Annotated in this window: 14 protein-coding genes; 8 read left to right on the top strand and 6 right to left on the bottom strand. The window is 68.5% G+C overall.

Going from position 1 to position 19,333, the window contains the following annotated elements:
- Positions 1–6 precede the first annotated feature (6 nt).
- Positions 7–234, bottom strand: a complete 228-nt coding sequence (locus O3597_RS15815; RefSeq protein ID WP_281601604.1) for a winged helix-turn-helix domain-containing protein — start codon at positions 232–234, stop codon at positions 7–9.
- A 186-nt stretch (positions 235–420) separates the two neighbouring features.
- On the opposite strand from O3597_RS15815, the gene O3597_RS15810 reads away from it, so the two are divergent.
- Positions 421–1,599, top strand: a complete 1,179-nt coding sequence (locus O3597_RS15810) for a helix-turn-helix transcriptional regulator (RefSeq protein WP_281601603.1) — start codon at positions 421–423, stop codon at positions 1,597–1,599.
- Positions 1,600–1,860: 261 nt separating this feature from the next.
- On the opposite strand, the gene glgA is transcribed toward O3597_RS15810, so the two are convergent.
- A complete protein-coding gene (gene glgA, locus O3597_RS15805; RefSeq protein WP_281601602.1) occupies positions 1,861–3,060 on the bottom strand; it encodes a glycogen synthase in 1,200 nt (399 codons plus the stop codon).
- A 95-nt stretch (positions 3,061–3,155) separates the two neighbouring features.
- Here glgA and glgC point away from each other — a divergent pair, with 95 nt between their 5' ends.
- Together glgC and pgm are read left to right on the top strand one after the other, a co-directional pair.
- Positions 3,156–4,388, top strand: coding sequence for a glucose-1-phosphate adenylyltransferase (glgC, locus tag O3597_RS15800; RefSeq protein ID WP_164445325.1), 1,233 nt, complete (start codon positions 3,156–3,158; stop codon positions 4,386–4,388).
- A 58-nt stretch (positions 4,389–4,446) separates the two neighbouring features.
- Positions 4,447–6,093 (top strand): phosphoglucomutase (alpha-D-glucose-1,6-bisphosphate-dependent), encoded by a 1,647-nt coding sequence (pgm, locus tag O3597_RS15795; protein WP_281601601.1) that lies wholly within the window; start codon positions 4,447–4,449, stop codon positions 6,091–6,093.
- 18 nt (positions 6,094–6,111) lie between these two features.
- Here the strand turns inward: pgm and O3597_RS15790 are convergent, their stop codons facing one another.
- The 4 genes from O3597_RS15790 to O3597_RS15775 form a co-directional block, all read right to left on the bottom strand.
- Complete coding sequence (locus tag O3597_RS15790; RefSeq protein ID WP_281601600.1) at positions 6,112–7,041, bottom strand: NAD(+)/NADH kinase; 930 nt, start codon at positions 7,039–7,041, stop codon at positions 6,112–6,114.
- A gap of 93 nt (positions 7,042–7,134) precedes the next feature.
- Positions 7,135–10,248, bottom strand: coding sequence for a M14 family metallopeptidase (locus O3597_RS15785; RefSeq protein ID WP_281601599.1), 3,114 nt, complete (start codon positions 10,246–10,248; stop codon positions 7,135–7,137).
- Between the two features lie 191 nt (positions 10,249–10,439).
- Positions 10,440–11,771, bottom strand: coding sequence for a hypothetical protein (locus tag O3597_RS15780; RefSeq protein WP_281601598.1), 1,332 nt, complete (start codon positions 11,769–11,771; stop codon positions 10,440–10,442).
- Positions 11,768–12,832 carry a glycosyltransferase gene (locus tag O3597_RS15775; protein WP_281601597.1) on the bottom strand — a complete coding sequence of 355 codons (1,065 nt, stop codon included), beginning with the start codon at positions 12,830–12,832 and terminating at the stop codon, positions 11,768–11,770. Before O3597_RS15775 ends, O3597_RS15780 begins: the two co-directional genes overlap by 4 nt.
- Positions 12,833–13,154: 322 nt before the next feature.
- Here O3597_RS15775 and O3597_RS15770 point away from each other — a divergent pair, with 322 nt between their 5' ends.
- The 5 genes from O3597_RS15770 to wecB all read left to right on the top strand — a co-directional run bounded on the left by O3597_RS15770 (position 13,155) and on the right by wecB (position 19,306).
- Positions 13,155–14,702, top strand: a complete 1,548-nt coding sequence (locus O3597_RS15770) for a hypothetical protein (RefSeq protein WP_281601596.1) — start codon at positions 13,155–13,157, stop codon at positions 14,700–14,702.
- Positions 14,703–14,791: 89 nt separating this feature from the next.
- On the top strand, positions 14,792–15,832 hold the full coding sequence (locus O3597_RS15765) for a polysaccharide biosynthesis protein (protein ID WP_281601595.1): 1,041 nt from the start codon (positions 14,792–14,794) through the stop codon (positions 15,830–15,832).
- Entirely contained in the window at positions 15,826–16,950 is a 1,125-nt protein-coding gene (locus tag O3597_RS15760) for an NAD-dependent epimerase/dehydratase family protein (protein ID WP_164445317.1), read from the top strand. Before O3597_RS15765 ends, O3597_RS15760 begins: the two co-directional genes overlap by 7 nt.
- A complete protein-coding gene (locus O3597_RS15755; RefSeq protein WP_281601594.1) occupies positions 16,947–18,185 on the top strand; it encodes a glycosyltransferase family 4 protein in 1,239 nt (412 codons plus the stop codon). Before O3597_RS15760 ends, O3597_RS15755 begins: the two co-directional genes overlap by 4 nt.
- On the top strand, positions 18,182–19,306 hold the full coding sequence (gene wecB / locus O3597_RS15750; RefSeq protein ID WP_281601593.1) for a UDP-N-acetylglucosamine 2-epimerase (non-hydrolyzing): 1,125 nt from the start codon (positions 18,182–18,184) through the stop codon (positions 19,304–19,306). The genes O3597_RS15755 and wecB overlap by 4 nt, the downstream gene beginning before the upstream one ends.
- Positions 19,307–19,333: the final 27 nt, after the last annotated feature.

Genomic DNA, 19,333 nt, shown 5'->3' with positions numbered 1-19,333 from the left:
GTCGGATCAGGAGGGCGGTTCTGTCGCCACGAACGACCCCTTGCCCTGGTGAACCTCGATCCAGCCTCGTTCGTCGAGAATCCGGAGCGCGAACCTGATCGGTGTTGGGCTGGCCTGGTACTGCTCGCACAGTTGCGCGATGGACGGAAGCTTGGCTCCGGGCTGGAGCGCGCCGGACCGTATCGACGCGATCACGTCGGCGATGATCTGCTCGTACACAGGTTGTCTGGGCATGGCAACGGCCTCTCGTCAGCGCGTCGAGCATGCCACGCCGACTCTGCATCCTGTGCGTGCAGTGTTGACTGTGTATACAGTGTACGCTAAGTTTGGGTCGCCAGAGGTTCTCTCGTCAGCAGCGGAGTGCTTTGTGGTGGGCGGGGTGGTCCCGTGCTGCCCCGCCCTGACCTGAAGGAGGAACAGATGCGTGAGCGTCGCGCGGTCAATGAGGTGCCGGTGGGGCGGCGGGTCGCGCAGTGGCGGGTACGGCGCAACATGACGCAGCAGCAGTTCGCGGACCGGCTCGGCAAGTCCAAGAGCTGGGTCGACAAGATCGAGCGTGGGGCACGTCGGCTGGAACGGGTGTCGAACCTCCGGGAGATCGCCGACGCCCTTCGGATCGACGTGCAGGTCCTCCTCGCCGAACGGCCCTCGCGGCCGGGACATGCTGACACCGGTGTGGAGCGGATCCGGGCGGCGCTGGCCCAGTATCACGTGCCGGCCCCGCCCCGTCCGCCCGAAGTCGCGCAAATACGGGCCGGTCTCGAACACGCGAAGCAGAGCTACCGGCACGCGCATTATCCGGCGCTGCTCTCCCTGCTGCCCGGTCTGCTCGACGCCGTGCGGTCCGCCCGCATCGGCCGGCTCACCGACACTCTGCTGGTGCCGGTCTATGGTCTGATCGCCTTGACCATGGTCAAGGTGGACCAGGGCGAGTTGGCGTGGTTGACGGCCGACCGGGGGATGGCCGTCGCCCTGGCCTCGGAGGATCCGCAGCTGACCGCCGTCGCCACCGTACCGCTGTGTCAGGCCCTGCGCTGCTGCGGCCGAAACGGAGCCGCCTTGCGGGCCGCCGTCGTCGCCGCTCACCGCCTCGGACCCAGACCCGGGGCCCAGCCTCCGGCCGGCGTGGAGTCGCTGCGCGGGAGGCTCCTGATTCAGGCGGCCCTGGCTGCCGCTGACCGAGCCGACGAACACAGCGCCCGAGGGCTGGTCGACCAGGCCGTCGAACTGGCCGACCAGGGGAGTTTCGGCGGTGAAGGGTTCGGCCCGGCGGCGGTGCAGACGGCCCGTGTGCTCGTCGAGGCCGCGAGGGGAGACCTTCCAACGGCGACGGTACGCCACGAACGACTGCTGGCCAGCCCAGGCTGGCGGTGGCTACCGCCAGAGCACCGGGCCGCGTACCTGCTCGATGTCGCCCGCGCGTACGCGGGGATCGGTGAGACGTCCCGGGCCGGGCGGGCGCTGCTGGAGGCCGAACGCACCGCTCGCGGCGAGGTGCGTGACCGGCCGGCGGCGCGGAACCTGGTCGCGGTCGTGGCCCGGTCCGCCGCAGCCCCGGCCGACCTGACCCGTCTCGCCGCCAGCCTGCACGCGACCTGAGCCGGCGTGCTCGCCCGAATCCTCGCTCTCGCCATGCAGCGCCTATGCAATCTTGGAAAGTTTCCGTTCATCGCTAACGCAAACTTTCCAAGATTGCGTCAGTCGGCTGGCGGGCGCAGCTGCGAGAGTCGGGGTTCGCGCCTTGTGCGGCACATGCGTGGCCGTGGCGGCGCGACCTCCACCGCGCAGATGCCCACCGACGCCCTGATGGCGCTGTTGCGCGGCGAGCGGTAAGAACGGGAGAAGGTGACCCTTCCTTCCCTACTTCAGCAGGGAGCGGTAGAGGTCGAGGGTGCGGGCGGCGACGGCGTCCCAGGAGAAGTGTTCGACGGCGCGGTGCCGGCCGGCCCGGCCGAGTGCGGCGGCACGCTCGGGAGACGCCAGCAGCTCGTTCAGGCGGGCCGCCAGGTCGGCCTCGAAGCGTGCCGGGTCGACGGGTGTGCCGTCGAGGCCGGCCTGGTCGAGCGGGACCAACAGGCCGGTCTCGCCGTCGGCGACCACCTCGGGGATGCCGCCGGTGGCGGTGGCCACCACCGCCGTCTCGCAGGCCATCGCCTCCAGGTTGACGATGCCCATCGGCTCGTACACCGACGGGCAGACGAAGATGGTGGCGTGGGTGAGTACCTGGATCACCTCGGGCTTGGGCAGCATCTCGGCCACCCAGACAACCCCGGAGCGCTTCTCCCGCAGCTCGGCGACCAGGCCCTCCACCTCGGCGGCGATCTCCGGGGTGTCCGGCGCGCCGGCCAGCAGCACCAGCTGGGTGTCCGCCGGCAGCTCGCGGGCGGCGCGCAGCAGGTGCGGCAGGCCCTTCTGCCGGGTGATCCGCCCCACGTAGACCACGCTGGGCAGGGCCGGGTCGATGCCGAGTCGCGCCAGCACGTCCGTGCCCGGATCCGGGGTGTACTGCGCGGTGTCGATGCCGTTGTAGATCACGTGCACCCGGTCCGGGTCCACCGACGGGTACGCGGCCAGCACGTCCCGCCGCATCCCCGCGCTGACCGCCACGATCGCGTCGGCCGCCTCGTACGCGGTGCGCTCACACCACGAGGAGAGCGCGTAGCCGCCGCCGAGCTGCTCGGCCTTCCACGGTCGCAGCGGCTCCAGGCTGTGCGCGGTCGCCACGTGCGGCACCCCGTACAGCAGCTTCGCGGTGTGCCCGGCCAGGTTCGCGTACCAGGTGTGGCTGTGCACCACGTCGGTGCCGGCACATCCGGCGGCCATCTCCAGGTCCACGCCCATGGTGCGCAGCGCGGCGTTCGCGCCGATCAGGGCCGCCGGTTCGGCGTACGCCCGAACTCCCGGCTCGGTACGCGGCGCACCGAAGCAGTGCACCCGCACGTCGGTGATCCGGCGCAGCTCCCGGGCCAGGTACTCGACGTGCACCCCGGCGCCGCCGTAGACCTCCGGTGGGTACTCCCGGGTCAGCAGGTCCACGCGTAGCTGTGCGGAGTCGGTCATGCCCGGCACCCTAGTGCAGAATCCGGCGCCGCACCCGGCTGCGGAACTGTCCCGTACGAGTGGTGAACCGGCAGCGGTATGGATAGCGTCTGTTCATGGCTGCCAAGGTGCTCGCGATCGTCCTGGCCGGCGGAGAGGGCAAGCGCCTGATGCCGCTGACCACGGACCGGGCCAAGCCGGCCGTCCCGTTCGGCGGGATGTACCGCATGGTCGACTTCGTCCTCTCCAACCTGGCCAACGCCGGCTATCTGAAGATCGTCGTGTTGACCCAGTACAAATCCCACTCCCTCGACCGACACATCACCAAGACGTGGCGGATGTCGACGCTGCTCGGCAACTACGTCACGCCGGTGCCCGCGCAGCAGCGCCGTGGCCCCTGGTGGTTCGCCGGCTCCGCCGACGCGATCTACCAGAGCTTCAACCTGATCTACGACGAGCAGCCCGACTATGTGATCGTCTTCGGCGCCGACCACATCTACCGGATGGACCCCCGGCAGATGGTGGAGGACCACATCGCCTCCGGCGCCGGGGTGACCGTCGCCGGCATCCGGCAGCCGCTGTCGACGGCCGACCAGTTCGGCGTCATCGAGGTCGGCGAGGACGGCCGACGGATCCGGGCCTTCCGGGAGAAGCCCACCGACGCCGTGGGCCTGCCCGACGCGCCCGACGAGATCTACGCCTCGATGGGCAACTACGTCTTCACCACAAAGGCCCTGTGCGAGGCGGTGGAGCGCGACGCCGACGACAAGACCAGCAAGCACGACATGGGCGGCAGCATCATCCCGATGCTCGTCGAGCGCGGCGAGGCGAACGTCTACGACTTCCGCGACAACGAGGTGCCCGGCAGCACCGACCGGGACCGCGGCTACTGGCGCGACGTGGGAACCCTCGACTCGTTCTACGACGCGCACATGGATCTGATCAACGTCCACCCGGTGTTCAACCTCTACAACTTCGACTGGCCGATCTACACCGAGCAGCCCCCGTTCCCGCCGGCCAAGTTCGTGCACCAGTGGGGGGAGCGGGTCGGCCGGGCGGTCGCCTCGATGGTCTCGCCCGGCGCGGTGATCTCCGGCTCCCTGGTGGAGAACTCGATCGTCTCGCCGAAGGTGAAGGTCCACTCCTGGGCCCACGTGGACGGCTCCGTACTCATGGAAGGTGTCGAGATCGGCCGGCACGCGGTGGTCCGCCGGGCCATCCTCGACAAGAATGTCTACGTGCCCGAGGGCGCCGAGATCGGCGTGGACCTGGAACGGGACCGGCAGCGATACACGGTCTCCGACAACGGCATCGTGGTCATCGGCAAAGGACAGAAGGTAGAACCGTGAGCGCGAGGAGTGCAGCGCAGCGGAGCCCCGCAGTCGCGAACGAAAGGTCAATACAGCCTTGAGCAGTCATCCCCGTGCCGGGCAGCCCGCCGAGCCCGCCGACCTGGTCGATGTACCACGGTTGGTGACTGCCTACTACAGCGAGCATCCCGACCCGGCCGACCCGGCGCAGCAGGTCTCCTTCGGCACCTCCGGGCATCGCGGGTCGAGCCTGCGTAACGCCTTCAACTCCGACCACATCCTCGCCGTCACCCAGGCGCTCTGCGACTACCGACGGGAGCAGGGCGTCGATGGCCCGCTCTTCCTCGGCCGGGACACCCACGCGCTGTCCACCCCGGCGGCCGTCGACGCCCTGGAGGTGCTCGCCGCCAACGACGTCACCGTGCTGCTGGACAGCCGCGACGGTTACACCCCCACCCCGGCGGTGTCGCACGCCATCCTCACCCACAACCGGGGACGCACCAGCGCGCTCGCCGACGGCATCGTCATCACTCCGTCGCACAATCCGCCGGACGACGGCGGATTCAAGTACAACCCCACCCACGGCGGTCCGGCCGACTCCGACGTCACGAAGTGGATCCAGGACCGCGCGAACGCGATCCTGGCCGCCGGGCTCAAGGAGGTGCGCCGCATCCCGTACGCGCGGGCCCGCGCCGCCGACACCACCGACACGTACGACTTCCTCGGCCGCTACGTCGACGACCTGCCGGCGGTGCTCGACCTCGACGCGGTCCGCGCCGCCGGGGTGCGCATCGGCGCGGACCCGCTCGGCGGCGCCAGCGTCGACTACTGGGGCGAGATCGCCGACCGGCACCGCCTCGACCTGACCGTGGTCAACCCGAGCGTCGACCCGACCTGGCGGTTCATGACCCTCGACGGCGACGGCAAGATCCGGATGGACTGCTCGTCGCCGAACGCGATGGCCTCGCTCATCGCCCGGCGCGCCGAGTACCAGGTGGCCACCGGCAACGACGCCGACGCCGACCGGCACGGCATCGTCACCCCCGACGCCGGGCTGATGAACCCCAACCACTACCTGGCCGTCGCCATCGCCCACCTGTTCCGTACCCGCGACAACTGGGGCCCGGACGCGGCGGTCGGCAAGACCCTGGTCTCCTCCTCGATGATCGACCGGGTGGCCGCCGACCTCGGCCGACCGCTGCTGGAGGTGCCGGTCGGCTTCAAGTGGTTCGTGCCCGGGCTGCTGGACGGCGCGGTCGGCTTCGGCGGCGAGGAGAGCGCCGGCGCGTCCTTCCTGCGCCGCGACGGCGGCACCTGGACCACCGACAAGGACGGCATCCTGCTCTGCCTGCTCGCCGCCGAGATCATCGGCAGCACCGGGCGTACCCCGAGCGAGCACTGGGCCGAGCTGGCCGACCGCTTCGGCGCACCTGCGTACGCCCGCATCGACGCACCCGCCACCCGGGAGCAGAAGGCCGTGCTCGGCAAGCTCTCCCCGGAGCAGGTTAAGGCGACCGAGCTGGCCGGTGAGCCGATCACCGCCACGCTGACCACCGCCCCCGGCAACGGGGCGCCGATCGGTGGGCTGAAGGTGACGACGCAGAGCGGCTGGTTCGCCGCCCGCCCGTCCGGCACCGAGGACGTCTACAAGATCTACGCGGAGTCCTTCCAGGGCCCCGAGCACCTGGCTCGGGTGCAGCAGGAGGCCCAGGCCCTGGTCACCGACGTCCTCGACAACGCCTGACCGCATCACACCGGCAGCTCAGCGCGGTGGGGGCTGTTCGCGGCGGCCGAGTTGGCGGCGCAGATTTTCGGGGAGCAGCTCGCGGAGTTGCTCCGGCAGCAGCGGCAGGTCGAGCAGGCTCAGCTTGAGCTGACTGCGTTCCTGGTAGCGGGCCGGGTCGAGGCGGACCACCAGGCCCGCGTCGGTGCGGTAGCCGATGTCCACCGCACCGGAGGTCGACCCGTCCCGGATCACCTGGCCGTCCACCTCGATCGCGACCGGGGCGGACCCGGGACGCAGTTCCAGCCGGACCCGTTCGTCGGAGGAGAGCACCACCGATCGCGAAATGCCGGACATCGGCGCGCTGGGGGTGACCACCACGGCACGCGTCGCGGGAGAGATCAGCGGCCCGCCGGCGGCGTAACTGTAGGCGGTCGACCCGCTGGGGGTGCTCACCACAAGCGCGTCACAGCGGTAGTAGCCGTACTGTTGCCCGTTCACCGCCAGGGTCGCGGTGACGAAGCCCTGACCGGGGCGGCGGATCAACGCGATGTCGTTGAACGCGACCACGTCGTCGCCGCACACGTCGCAGGCCAGACAGCTGTGTGACTCGACGGTGTACTCGCCGGCCAGCAGCCGGTCCAGCGCCGCCGGTAGCTCCGGCGGCTCCACCTCCACCAGAAACCCCAACTTGCCGAGGTGTACGCCGAGCACCGGCTTCGGATCCGGTACGGCCGCCCGCAGCGCGCCCAGCATCGTGCCGTCCCCGCCGACGCTGACCAGTACGTCCGCTCCGGCGGGGAGCTGGTCCTCCGGTACCGGGCGGACGGACTCGGGCACCCGTTGCCGGTCCTGTTCGCGTACCGTCAGCTCCACCTGGTGCCGCGCGGCCCAGGCGGCGATGGTGTCCACCACCGGGGACACGTCCCGGGTGGGGTGCAGCACCAGCCCGAGCCGGATGCGGTCCATGCCCACAGCTCATCACAGTCCGCACGCCCGTCATGCCGGTACGCGGCAAGGCGCGCCGGCGGTGGGACACCGCCGGCGCGCCCTGGACCGCCGCTACCGGCGCGGTCGACCGGTCAGGTGGGTCAGCGACCGGGCGACCAGCTCGTCGCGGGCCGCCGGTGCCAGCCCCTCCAGCCCGAAGCCCAGGTAGACGGTGTCCGGGGTGACCACCGCCGACCCTTCCTCGAACGCCTGCTGACTACGCGACCAGTCGTTGGCCGCCGGGGTGGACCCGGTCGGCGGACCGGCCACCGTCCAGCCGCCGAGGTCCGTCTCGAACGACGTCTCGGCGACGGTGGCCCCGTCGACCACGACCCGGGTGTCGTCGATGAACAGGCCGAGGCCCTGGGTGGCCCAGTCGCTGGCGTAGCTGATCGAGACCTCCACCTGCCCGCCCGCGTACCCGGACAGGTCGGCCACGAACTCCTTCCAGCCGTTGGAGGTGCCGGTCGCCGCGTGCCACTGGCCGGTGCTGCCGGTCGGCGAACAGTCCGCGCCCTGGTAGTGGGCGAGGAACGGGTGCAGTTCAGCCACCCAGCCGGAGGCGCAGCTGTCCCCGGTCTCCTGGGTCGTCAGGCCCCCGGCGTCCGGCAGGGTGGTCCAGTCGTCGGTGCCGACCGCACGCGCCTCGACGAACATGAAGTCCCAGTTCGTCTCGATGTCGAACGAGGTGAAGAAGCGCAGCTCGGCGCTGCTCGCCCCGGTCAGGTCCACGGTCCTGGTGAGCCGCTTGTAGGACTCGTCGGACTGCCCGCTGAACAGGTACCACTCGCCGGTACGTGGATCGAACGGCGCGCCGCCCGGACGACCCCAGCCCACCGGAGCGGAGCTGGCGAACTGTGGGAACTGGGCCGGCGGCAGGAAACTCGACGTGGTCAGGAACGACGCGGTGTGGTCCTGGTTGCCCGCCGAGCCGTCGGCGTTGAGCGCGCCGGTGAACCCCGCGAACCGGCCCTCCTCGCCGAGCACCGGGTACGGCTGCCCGTCGGGTGACGTGCCGCCGTCGCTGACGTAGTTGTACGCCCCGAGCCAGTACTGCTGGAAGTCGTTCAGCAGCGGCAGGCAGGCCGGATCGTCCGCGTCGGTGCACTCCGGCGGGGCGTCCGGCAGGTAGCCGTACGATCCGTTGGCCGCCTGGGCGTACAGCGCGTACTTGCCGCTGACCAGCAGCTTGCCGCCCTCGTTGAGGTAGTCCCGGACGGACAGCTCGATGTCCACCGCCGCCTTCGCCACGGTGCCCGGCACCTGACCCGGCTCGCGCAGGATGATGTCGTCGCCGGTCTCCCAGACCACCGCGTCGTAGTGCGACAGCACCCCCAGGTGGTGCGGCGCGGTACGCCCCATCGCGTCGAAGTCGTACACGTCGCTGCTGCGCCCGGCCGCCTTCAGCGAGGCGGCGATCTCGTCGGCGTACTTCGCCGTGGTGGTGTCCTGGGCCGGGCTCACGCCGGTGACGTCCTCCACGGCCAGCACCAGCATGTCCCCGCCGATGTCGTCGTGCACCCGGTAGCTGAAGCGCTCGCTGCTGACCTTGCCCCGGCCCGGTCTGGTCGCGGTGAACCAGACCCGCACCCGGTCGCCGGGCCGGGCACCGGTGACCTTGCCGCGCATTTCGGCGTAGTAGTCGTCGTGGGTGTCGCCGTAGCGTTCACCGCCGCGCCACTCGCGGACCCGGGTGGATTTCGTCCGGCCCTCGTTGATCGACCAGTTCAGCTTGACGTTCTTCAGCGAGCGGCGGGTGATCGCGGCGACCTGCTGGGTCCGGCCGTACGACACGTCGAAAGCGTCCACCACGAAGTCCGGGGCGCTGCGGCCGACCACCGAGACCGGATCGTCAGGCCCGTGCGCCGACTTCGCCACCGACAGGGCGAACGGAATGTTCTTGGCCACCTCGGCGGCGATCAGCTCCTCGTCGTCGGGGAAGGTGAAGACGCTGACGCAGTCCTCCGGCAGCCACTGGTCGTCCGGATCCGACTCGGCCGCCGCCTGACAGGTGGACATCTCCGGAGTGAAGCCCAGCGTGCCGTAGCGCACCGTGGCGTGGCTGTCCGTGTCGCCGTTGGTGGTGTAAAGCTCGGCGGAGATGTCCGGGTCGTAGCCCGGCACCGCCGGGTTCGCGTCGTCGCCGACCATCGCCTCGTAGATCACGTCGTCGGGGGTTGGCGTGGCCACCTGCCAGCCGACGCCGTACAGCAGCAACTGCGCGGCGGAGTGGTAGTTGACGAAGAACTCGAACCTGAGCCGCTTGAACAACGCGTCCAGCGCCTTCGTCTCCGGCTCCGAGTTGGGTCCCGGCCCCCGGTAGGTGTCACTGGCCGGGTCCGGCGACGACCCCTCGTTGTCGTAGCCCCACTTGTAGCTGAAGTTACGGTTCAGGTCGACGCCGTCGGCTCCGGTGATCTGGCCGTCGTCGTTGTTGTCGCGCAGGTTCTTGCGCCACAGCCGGTTGCCGGGGGTGAAGGTGTGGTCGTAGCCGTCCGGGTTGAGCACCGGTATGAACCACAGCTCGGTGGTGTCCACCAGCCGGGTGATCTCCCGGTCGGAGCCGTAGCCGGTCAACACGTGGTGCATCAACCGGCGGGTCATCTCCGGCGTGATCCACTCCCGGGCGTGCTGGGTGCCGCCGTAGAGCACCGCCGGCCGCTTGCCGTCCTTGATCTTCTTCGCGTCCTTGGTGACCTTGATCGCGAGGATCGGCTTGCCCTGGGCCGACCGACCGATGCTCTGCACCTTGGTCAGCTTCGGATAACGGGCCGCGGTCGCGGTGATCTCGTCGCGGATGCCGCCGGGCTCGCTGTACGACCGGAAGGCCCGCCAGCCGGCCGCGCCCTGCTCCCGCAGCACCTGCGAGGCGTCCTTGCCGCGGACCTTCTTGACCTTGAGATCGACACCCTTGTGGGCCAGCCGGGCGGCCTCACCCCGGCTGAGTACCGTCTCGATCTCCGTCTTGCCGGACTGGTCGGGCGTCGCGCCGTGCCCGAGGTCGACACCGGCCTCCCGCAACTGGTGCAGCTGCGCGGGATCGACCGTGCCGACGTACACCTCCAGGCCGTCTCGGCCGTCGCGACCGCCCGGATCGGACGGTGGCCGTGCGCTCGCCGGTGCGGTCAGCACCAGCGCACCGACCAGAGTGAACACGCCGGCGATCGCCAGCCGTGTGCGCCTCATCCTGCCCCCTTTGATCGAAGGACTTCTGCGGCGAGCCTTGTGCCGGCCCCTACGCATGTCAATACATTCGGCGTAACATCCCGCTGCGGGTGGTCGGTGCAGTTAATCGCGCATTTCGCCGCACTCCGCATCAGCCCGATCGGTGCCAGGCACGGTGCGACCGGAGGCGCAGCGAAATCGACTTCACCAGGTCATGGGGCCGTGACGGACCCCGGCACCGATGCCTGCTCAGTGCCGATTGGCGCATCCGCCGTCCCCACGGCCGGTGCTGATCGACCGCGTCGGCGCCGCGCGGCGCCGACCAGAATGGCGACCGCGACGGACACCTCCGCGATACCAGCGGCTGCTGCGGTTCCGGTCGGCGTGAGCTCTGCGAACTGGGCGGCCAGCCCAACCAGAACGATGGTGGCAAGGGCAATGGCCGTCCGGGTCGCAGCGCGGTAGTCGCCGTCGCCGATTCGGCTCAGGGCAAAGGCCCGATTCACGGTGGCGAACGGAAGGGCGATCGCGAGTATTTGTAACCAAACTGCAGCCCCGGCAACGTCTAGATCGAGCACGTCGGAGGTGAGCCAGGGCGCGAAGCCGACGATGCCTGCCGAGATCACGAGTGCGGCTGCCGTCGTGATGACTTCGGCCTCGCGGCTGACGGGGCGTGGTGGCCCGATCCGATGGCGGCGGCGGGTCCGCATCGCCATCGGCACCCGGAGGCCACTGAACACGACCGCCACCAGCGCCTGGTAAATGCTGACCAGGGCCCCGTAGCAGCCCACCACGTGTGGACTGGCGACCAGAGATAGCGCTAGGGTCCCGGCTCGAGCGCTGAACGCATCCCCGATGCTGTAACCCATCAGCCTGCGGTTCAGCCTGAACGCCCCCTTTGCCGCCCGGACGGACAGCCCCGACCAGATCGGCGGAGCTCCGTTCCCGGCCTGGCGAACGAGAATCTCGACGGAGAGCAGGTAGACGCCGGCCCCGGTGGCCAAGGCTGCGGTCAACGGGACGCCGCCGACCAGCAGTCCGAGAGCCAACAGCCGGGTGCCGGTCGAGGCGGCGGAGACGCCGACGAACCGCAGCTGCCGGATCAGATCGCTGTAGCGCAGCTCGGCGAGGCTGTTGAGCATTAGCACGCATCCGGCCGCGATCAGAGCCGTGCTTGCGTAGCCCCGCGCTGCGTAAAGGCCGGAGAGCAGGCATGTGGCGGCTGCCATCACCGGCAACGCAATCAGCAGGCGTTGACTGCGTGCGGCCAGACGCTCGTGCTCGGTCCCGGAGACGTACAGCAGTGACGAACCACCCATCACCAGAATCGCGATCCAGGTCAGGGCCGCAGTCATGACGCTGTAAGCAGCAATCTGCCCGGTCTGGCCCTGTCGCGCCGCGTATGCCAACATTGCCGCGTTCAGCAGGCCATTGGCCAGACTGCTCGCCGATGTGACCAGGGTGTTGGTGCGGAGCTTGCTGTTGCCGGCTCGGGGGGACTGTGCCGTGACGTTGACCGTGGTTGGCATGCGTTCGGCCGTCAACCGATCAGCCGGATCTGGTCGAGAATGTTCGGGCCGCGTGCCTCGGCGCGCCACGACCGGTAGGCGTCACCGGCTGCGCGGCGCGCGGCGAGCCGCTCGGTCGGCGTCCGCCTGGCCAACTGGTCGAGTTGCTCGGCGAGAGCAGCCGGCGTGAGGTCCGCCAGCACGATGCCGCCACCCGCGCGAAGCAGCGAACTCCACGGCGTCTGGTCCGAACAGATGACCGGACAGGACGCGGACAGGCTCTCGGCGATCACGTGCCCGAAGTTCTCACCCTGTGTCGGAAAGACGAACGCGTCGTACCCGGCGAAGGTGGATGGCACGTCTCCAGGCCTGAGCTCACCCCCGTAGGCGAGGGTCACCGCAGGGGGAAGCTGCCGGGCAAGGTCCTGGCATTCGGCCCAGTACGCGGGATCCTCAACAGGACCGTACAGATCAAAAATTACCGGCCGGGTAATCCGGGCGAGAGCAAGGATCGTCAATGACAGGTTTTTGATCGGGTTAATTCGCCCGATGAAGACTAGCCGCAGCGGGCCGTCGAGCTCGACGGGTGCCATGGGTTCAAGAGGGAGCGCCACGTCGACTTGCCGGGTCTCTATCCGCGCCCGGGGAAAGACTTGGGCGATCGATTGCGCCTCGCGATCGCTGGTGGCGTGCCAGCGTACTCTCGACGACTTGATGAGCGGTCGCCACACCCTCAGGAACAACCGCTTTTTGAAGCTCTTCACCTTCAGCGCGCTCGGTGAGAGTTCACCCCGAGGGGCAATGAGAATCTCCCTCACCCGTAGGAGGCCGATGCGCGTGGCGACGATGGGCACGACCGCGAAGGTCGCCCACAGGCTGTTCACATATAGAAGGTCGAACATGGTGGACCGTAGCGTGCGGAGGATTCGGTACAACTGCCTACGGTTCTTCGCGTCGAGATAGTAGATTCGAGCCTGTCGACGCCGGACCCACTGGCCGGAGAGCCCGGAGTACGGCTGGTCGCAGCCAAGGTCCCGGTCTCTCGTGACCATCGTCACCTCGACGGCTGCCGACACGTCGTCCAGTAGTTTGGCCACGGAGCGTACCGGACCTCCGGCCCGGAATCCGGGCTCGAAGAAGTCGCACGTCAGCAGGACGCGATAGGGCTGCTTTGGTGACCCTGCTTGGGTCGGCCAGCCCGACTGGTCGATCAGTCGTGTCGGCTGAAAGGTGGTATTAGCAAGGCGTGCGCTGCGAATATTTCTCGCGGCTGCAGTGGTGTGCTCTTCGGCTGCATATCCGGAATTTTCAGCCACGTCTGGCCAACGAGTGAGAGCTCCAGAGGTGACGCCTCAATTGCGCCATCCGCCCTTTTGATCGACCGGCTTCGGGAGCGACTCTCGGCTAAAGTCGACGGTCATGGCAGCATCCATCGAACCGGTGCCTATGGTGGCGGAGGGACGACGTGGGCCGTTGCGGAGTTCGTCCCGCGGAATCCACGCCTTCCGGGTTACGCGGCGTCCGACGAGTATTCTCAGGCGGGGCTTCGTCGGTTCGACCTGGCTGGTCGCGGGCGCGCTGTGCTTCGTCCTCGACGGTGTCGAGTCGGCCGGCTGGCCTCGTCAGGGTGCCCTCGTACTGAGTGCCCTGTCGGCTCTGTTCGGGCTATGGGTCTTCTGGCGCGACGGTGCCTGCCGGATCACGGCAGTCGGCCTCTACCATCTGGCCTTCGCCCTCTTCGTCGGTTTCAGCGGGCTCTACCAGGTGGCGCGGGCATGGTCGGATGCTGCGGGAGCCTCCCTGTTCCCTGCGCTGGCGATCTGCTATTTCGTGCAGGTGACGACCTGGTTGCTCTTCTGGAGTGGGCTTGGGATACCCGATCTTCCGCCGGACGCCGGCCAAGCGGACGGCCGGACGGCCGGCTGGGCAATGCGGTGCGGTGCCGTCCTGCTGACGCTGGCGGTGGCCGGATCGACAATGATTCCCGGATCGGTACCGCTTGTGAACTCGGCCGGCTTCATCGGGGTCCTGCTCCTGTCCGCGGGCTTGCTGGGAGGGCCGATGCGCCGCTGGCTCCCGCTGGGCGCAGTGGTCATCGGAGTCGCCTTCGCGATCTATTTCATATACCTCTTCAACGGCTTTGGTCGTCTTGTTCTCGGGGCGCTCGCACTAGCCCTACTGGTGATCGCGGCCCACCGTGACCGACGGCGACTCACGAAGTCTCTCGTGTTGCTCGGCGCGGCCCCGGTCCTGCTGTTTCTTGCGGGGTTACGCGCCAGCGACGCCTCGGCGTCTCCTGGGGTGGAGGAGGACGGCTTCGAGTCGGCCGTCAGCCCGCTGCACTCGTTTGCCCAGCTACTCGACCTCCACGCGATGGGGTCGCTGCCTATGGCAATGGGAGAGACCTTCCTCAACGCGGCGGTCGGCTTGATTCCCCGCGCGATCTGGCCGGAAAAGCCGGTCGGGTTCGGTGCCGACCTGGTCCCGTTCCTGTCGCCCGAGTTGGCTGGTACGGCGCATTCCGAGGCCGCCCTATGGCATGGTGAGTGGCTGTTCAACTTCGGGCTGCCAGGGCTGGCCCTGATGATTCCGGTCACTGGCCTTGTGGTCCGTGCTATCGATTGGCTGCTGCTCCGCGCTTCATCGAAGCCGCTTGACCGGCCATCCGCGGTCGGCGTCTACGCCGGGACGATCCTCGCCGCCGTCGGTCTGTTCGACCTCGTCTGGGTGGGCAGTTTCACGTACGTGGTGCGCACCGGCGGCCGCCTGTTGGTGCTGCTCGCCGTGCTCCTGCTGTTGGCCTGGGGCGCGAGTCGTCTTCGCACCTCCGGCCACGCACCGGAGTCGTACTCGGTCGCAGGTTCCCGTCGTGCTGGTTCCCATCGTGCCGGTGGCGGAGCCCGGGCCGAACGCCGATCGGCGATGCAACAGCGCTCCTGCTCAAGCGGTCGTTTTAGTGGCCTGTGACGTTTCCGGAGATTGGCTGGCTCGTTTTTCGTCACGTGGCTGTCCGACCGACTGCGGCGGGCGTCTCGGCGACGACGAACGGAGCATCAGTGACTTCAACGACGACCGGCAGTTGTGTCCTCATCACCGGTGGCACCGGATCCTTTGGCCAGACGATGGTTCGTCATCTGCTCGCCCGCGGCGTCGACGAGGTCCGCGTGCTCAGCCGTGATGAGGCCAAACAGGACGCGATGCGGCGGCTCATCGGTGATCGACGAGTGCGCTACTACATGGGAGACGTCCGCGACCACGAATCGGTGTTGCACGCGAGTCGCGGCGTCCACCACATCTTCCACGCGGCGGCGCTGAAGCAGGTCCCGTCCTGCGAGTTCTTCCCGCTGGAGGCGGTGCGTACCAACGTGCATGGCACTGCCAACGTGGTGGATGCCGCCCACCGCAACGGTGTTGAGTCGGTGGTCGTGCTGAGCACCGACAAGGCGGTGCGCCCGGTCAATGCCATGGGCATGAGCAAAGCTCTGATGGAGAAGGTCGTGCAGGCGCACGCCCGGAACAACCCGGACAGCGCCACAGTCGTCTCCTGTGTTCGCTACGGCAACGTCATGTATTCGCGTGGATCGGTGATCCCGATGTTCATAGAACAAATTAAGGCCGGCCGTCCCCCCACCGTCACCGACCCCACCATGACCCGCTTCCTGATGTCCCTGACCGACTCGGTGGCGCTGGTGGAGCACGCCTTTCAACATGCCCGACCAGGTGACGTGTTCATCCGCAAGGCTGTCGCCTGCACCATCGGAGATCTCGCCGAAGCCGTCTGTCAACTTTTCGATGTGCCCGCGAAACTCGACGTCATTGGCATCCGGCACGGTGAGAAACGGCACGAGACGCTGGCCAGCCGGGAGGATCTGGCCCGTGCCGAGGACTTCGGCGAGTTCTTCAGAGTGCCGCTGGACGGCCGAGACCTGAACTACGCCCTCTACATCTCCGAGGGAGATCTGGGCGGCGCCTCGGCTGCGGACTTCGATTCCGCCAATGCGCTGCGGCTGAGCGTTTCCGAGATCGTGGAACTGTTGCTGACGCTGCCCGAGGTCCGCGTGGAACTGGACCTGTCGGATGCGGTGCCGGCATGCTGAGGTTGGCCATCACCGGCGCCGACGGCTTCCTCGGCTGGCATGTGCGGGTGTTGGTCCGGGCTCTCGGCTGGCCCGAGCCGGTCTGTCTGGGCCCCACCGAGCTGGCCGATCCGCAACGTGCCAGCGAGCTGCTGTCCGGGGTGGATCGCGTACTACACCTGGCGGGGCGCAACCGGGGCGAGCCCGACGAGGTAGCCGCAGGTAGTTTGCGGGCCACCGCGCAACTGGCCGCCGCACTACGAGCCGCCGATATCGCCCCGACCACGGTGGTCTATGCCAACTCGGTGCAGGCTGGGAACGGCACGCCGTACGGTGACGCGAAGGCCACCTCCGCCCGACTGCTCGCCGACACCGGACTGCCGCTCGATGACGTCAGGCTGCCCAACCTCTACGGCGAACACGGTCGCCCGTGGTACAACTCCGTTGTCGCGACATTCTGTCGGGTCCTAGCCGACGGTGGGCAGCCTGAGGTGCATGCGGATCGGGAACTCGATTTGGTGCACGTGACCGACGCCGCAGCCCGGCTGGCGGGGGTGCCGGTCGGTGGCTCCTGGGATCCGCGCATGCCCGTGCTTCGGGTCGGCGTACGCGAACTGGCCGAGCGGCTGGCGGCGACAGCGGCGACCTATCGCAACGGAGAGTTGCCTCTGCTGCGCGACCGACACGAGGTACGGCTATTCAACACCTACCGGTCGCACTGCTTCCCGGTGCACTACCCGCTGCCGTTGCCCCGCCGGGGCGACGCACGCGGTGATCTCGTAGAGACGGTCAGGACGCACGGCGGCGGCCAGACGTTCTGCTCGACGTCGTATCCAGCGGTCGCCCGGGGTGAACACTTCCACCTTGCCAAAATGGAGCGGTTCGTGGTGCTGCGCGGCTCCGCGGAGATCAGCCTCCGGCGCGTCGGCCACACCGAGGTGTTGCGGTTCACCGTGACCGGTGACGAACCGGTGGCAGTAGACATGCCGACCATGTGGGTGCACAAGCTGGTCAACACCGGTGACCACGAATTGGTCACCCTGTTCTGGACCAACGAGCTGTTCGACCCCACGCGCCCGGACACTTGGCCCGAGCCGGTGGACGCGGCAGTGCCGGCGCAGGCTGCGGTCGCCGTATGAAGATTGGCGTCGTCAGCCAGTGGTATCCCCCGGAGGGGGTGTTCATCCCGGGCAGCCTGGCACAGGGGTTGGCCGGTCGAGGACACACCGTCCGGGTGCTCACCGCCTTTCCGAACTATCCGTACGGCCGTATCTTCCCGGGATGGAAACAGCGCTGGAGACATCGGGAGACCGACGGGCCAGTAGCGGTACGACGGGTGCCCACGTATCCCAGCCATGACACCTCGGCGACCCGGCGGGCGCTCAGTCACCTTTCCTTTGGTGCCAGTAGCGTTCTGGCCGGTTCAGCGTGGTTGGCCGGAGTGGACGTCACATACGTCTACCATCCTCCGCCGACCGCGATTGCCCTCGCCGCCCTGTTACGCGCGACACGGCGTACTCCCGTCGTCCTGCATGTGCAGGACCTGTGGCCGGATTCGGTGACTGGGTCAGGCATGGCATCCGTCGGCCGACTGGGACGAGCGCTGGAGACGGGCATCGGGGAATTGATGCGGACCGCCTATCGGACCGCCGACGTGATCGTGACGATCTCACCGGTCATGGCGGAGCAGGTGGTTGCCCGCGGCGCGGACCCGGACCGGGTCAGAGTTGTTTTGAATTGGACCGACGACTCTCTGTTCCGGCCGGTGCCGGTCACGCCGGAAGCGCGGTCGGTCCTGGGACACCGCGGTCGCTGCACCGTCATGTTCGCTGGGAACCTCGGACTCCTGCAGGGGCTCGACACCGCAGTTCGTGCCGCCGCAGCAGTCCGTGAGCGGATGGACTTGGTCCTGGTCGGCTCCGGTGCCGACGAGGACCAGATCCGACGGCTCGCCGTGGAGTCGGGCGCCGACAACGTGCGATTCGTGGGCCGCCGGCCGGCGAACGAGATGGCCGCGCTGTACGCGGCGGCCGATTTTCAGCTGATCTGCCTGCGGGACTTGCCAGAGCTGCGCGGCGCGACCCCGTCCAAGCTGCAGGCCGCGATGGCCTGCGGTGTGCCGGTCATCGCATCGGTCGCAGGAGACGCGGCGGCGCTCATCCAATCGAGCGGCGGTGGACTCGTCAGCCGGCCGGGGGACTGGCGGGCCTTGGCCGCCCGCTTCGCCGAGGCCGCCGCGCTGCCCCGGCAACGTCGTGACGAAATGGGACGCCAGGCCCGACAGGTCTATCAGGACCGGATGTCGCTGCGCGTCGGCGTCGACCAGTTCGAGGACATCCTCGCCAAGTTGAACACGCGCAGGGGGCGCAGATGACACGCATTATGACAGTGGTGGGGACTCGGCCTGAGATCATCCGGCTGTCCCGGGTCATCAGCCGGCTCGACGACACCGTGGACCACTCGCTGGTGCACACCGGACAAAATTGGGACAAAACTCTCTCCGACGTCTTCTTCACCGAACTGAGGCTGCGCGAGCCGGACCGTTTCCTGCGGGTGGACACGTCCTCGTTGGGGCGGGTGCTGGGTGGCGTGCTGGTTGGGATCGAGGCGGCCATCGCCGAACTGCGGCCGGATGCGCTCCTGGTGCTGGGGGACACCAACAGCTGTATCGCCGCCTTGATGGCACGGCGGCTGCGCGTACCGGTCTACCACATGGAGGCCGGAAATCGCTGCTTCGACCTCAACGTGCCGGAGGAAACCAACCGTCGGCTGGTCGACCACGTCGCCGACTTCAACCTCGTCTACACCGAACACGCGCGACGCAATCTCCTCGCCGAAGGTCTGCATCCGCGCCGGATCCTGCACACCGGGTCGCCGATGCGCGAGGTGCTGGAGCACTACCGGCCCCAGATCGAGAGGTCTCGGGTCCTCAACCAGCTCGACCTGACCTCCGGCCGCTATGTCGTGGTGAGCGCTCACCGGGAGGAGAATGTCGATGATCCCGCTCGGCTGCGGCGGCTGCTCGACTGCCTCGCCGCAGTCCGGGACCGCTGGGGTCACCCGGTGCTGGTTTCCACCCATCCGCGTACCCGTAAGCGGCTTGAGGCCCTGGCACCCGACGCTACCGTGCTGGACGGCATCGCATTTCACGAACCGTTCGGGCTGATCGACTATGTACATCTGCAGTCCCGCGCGTTCTGCACCCTGTCGGACAGCGGGACCATAAGTGAGGAATCAGCCATCCTCGGCTTCCCGGCGGTCACTCTGCGGGAGTCGATTGAACGTCCTGAGGCGCTGGACGCTGGCGGCATCATCATGACCGGCCTGGATGCGGCGGGCGTGGTCGAGGCCGTGAAAGTCACCGTTGAGCAGGTCGCCGCCGACGGAGTTCCCTGTTCGGCCGATTACCGGGTGCCGGACACCTCCCGGCGGGTGGTGGATTTCATCTTGTCCACGGTCCGACGGCACCACGAGTGGGCGGGCATCCGCCGCTAGACCGCGCTTGAGAAGCCCGGGGCCGGC

The sequence above is a fragment of the Verrucosispora sp. WMMA2044 genome (assembly GCF_027497155.1).
Lineage (GTDB): Bacteria > Actinomycetota > Actinomycetes > Mycobacteriales > Micromonosporaceae > Micromonospora > Micromonospora palythoicola.
The sequence above is the reverse complement of the archived record's forward strand: the minus strand, read 5'-3'. Positions and strand labels throughout refer to the sequence as shown.

What these genes read in the sequence shown, in the direction of transcription:
- O3597_RS15810 (WP_281601603.1), top strand. Translation starts at nt 421, where the DNA reads ATGCGTGAGCGTCGCGCGGTCAATGAGGTGCCGGTGGGGCGGCGGGTC.
- O3597_RS15790 (WP_281601600.1), bottom strand. Translation starts at nt 7,041, where the DNA reads ATGGACCGCATCCGGCTCGGGCTGGTGCTGCACCCCACCCGGGACGTG.
- O3597_RS15770 (WP_281601596.1), top strand. Translation starts at nt 13,155, where the DNA reads ATGGCAGCATCCATCGAACCGGTGCCTATGGTGGCGGAGGGACGACGT.
- O3597_RS15755 (WP_281601594.1), top strand. Translation starts at nt 16,947, where the DNA reads ATGAAGATTGGCGTCGTCAGCCAGTGGTATCCCCCGGAGGGGGTGTTC.
- O3597_RS15785 (WP_281601599.1), bottom strand. Translation starts at nt 10,248, where the DNA reads ATGAGGCGCACACGGCTGGCGATCGCCGGCGTGTTCACTCTGGTCGGT.
- wecB (WP_281601593.1), top strand. Translation starts at nt 18,182, where the DNA reads ATGACACGCATTATGACAGTGGTGGGGACTCGGCCTGAGATCATCCGG.
- glgA (WP_281601602.1), bottom strand. Translation starts at nt 3,060, where the DNA reads ATGACCGACTCCGCACAGCTACGCGTGGACCTGCTGACCCGGGAGTAC.
- O3597_RS15815 (WP_281601604.1), bottom strand. Translation starts at nt 234, where the DNA reads ATGCCCAGACAACCTGTGTACGAGCAGATCATCGCCGACGTGATCGCG.
- glgC (WP_164445325.1), top strand. Translation starts at nt 3,156, where the DNA reads ATGGCTGCCAAGGTGCTCGCGATCGTCCTGGCCGGCGGAGAGGGCAAG.
- O3597_RS15760 (WP_164445317.1), top strand. Translation starts at nt 15,826, where the DNA reads ATGCTGAGGTTGGCCATCACCGGCGCCGACGGCTTCCTCGGCTGGCAT.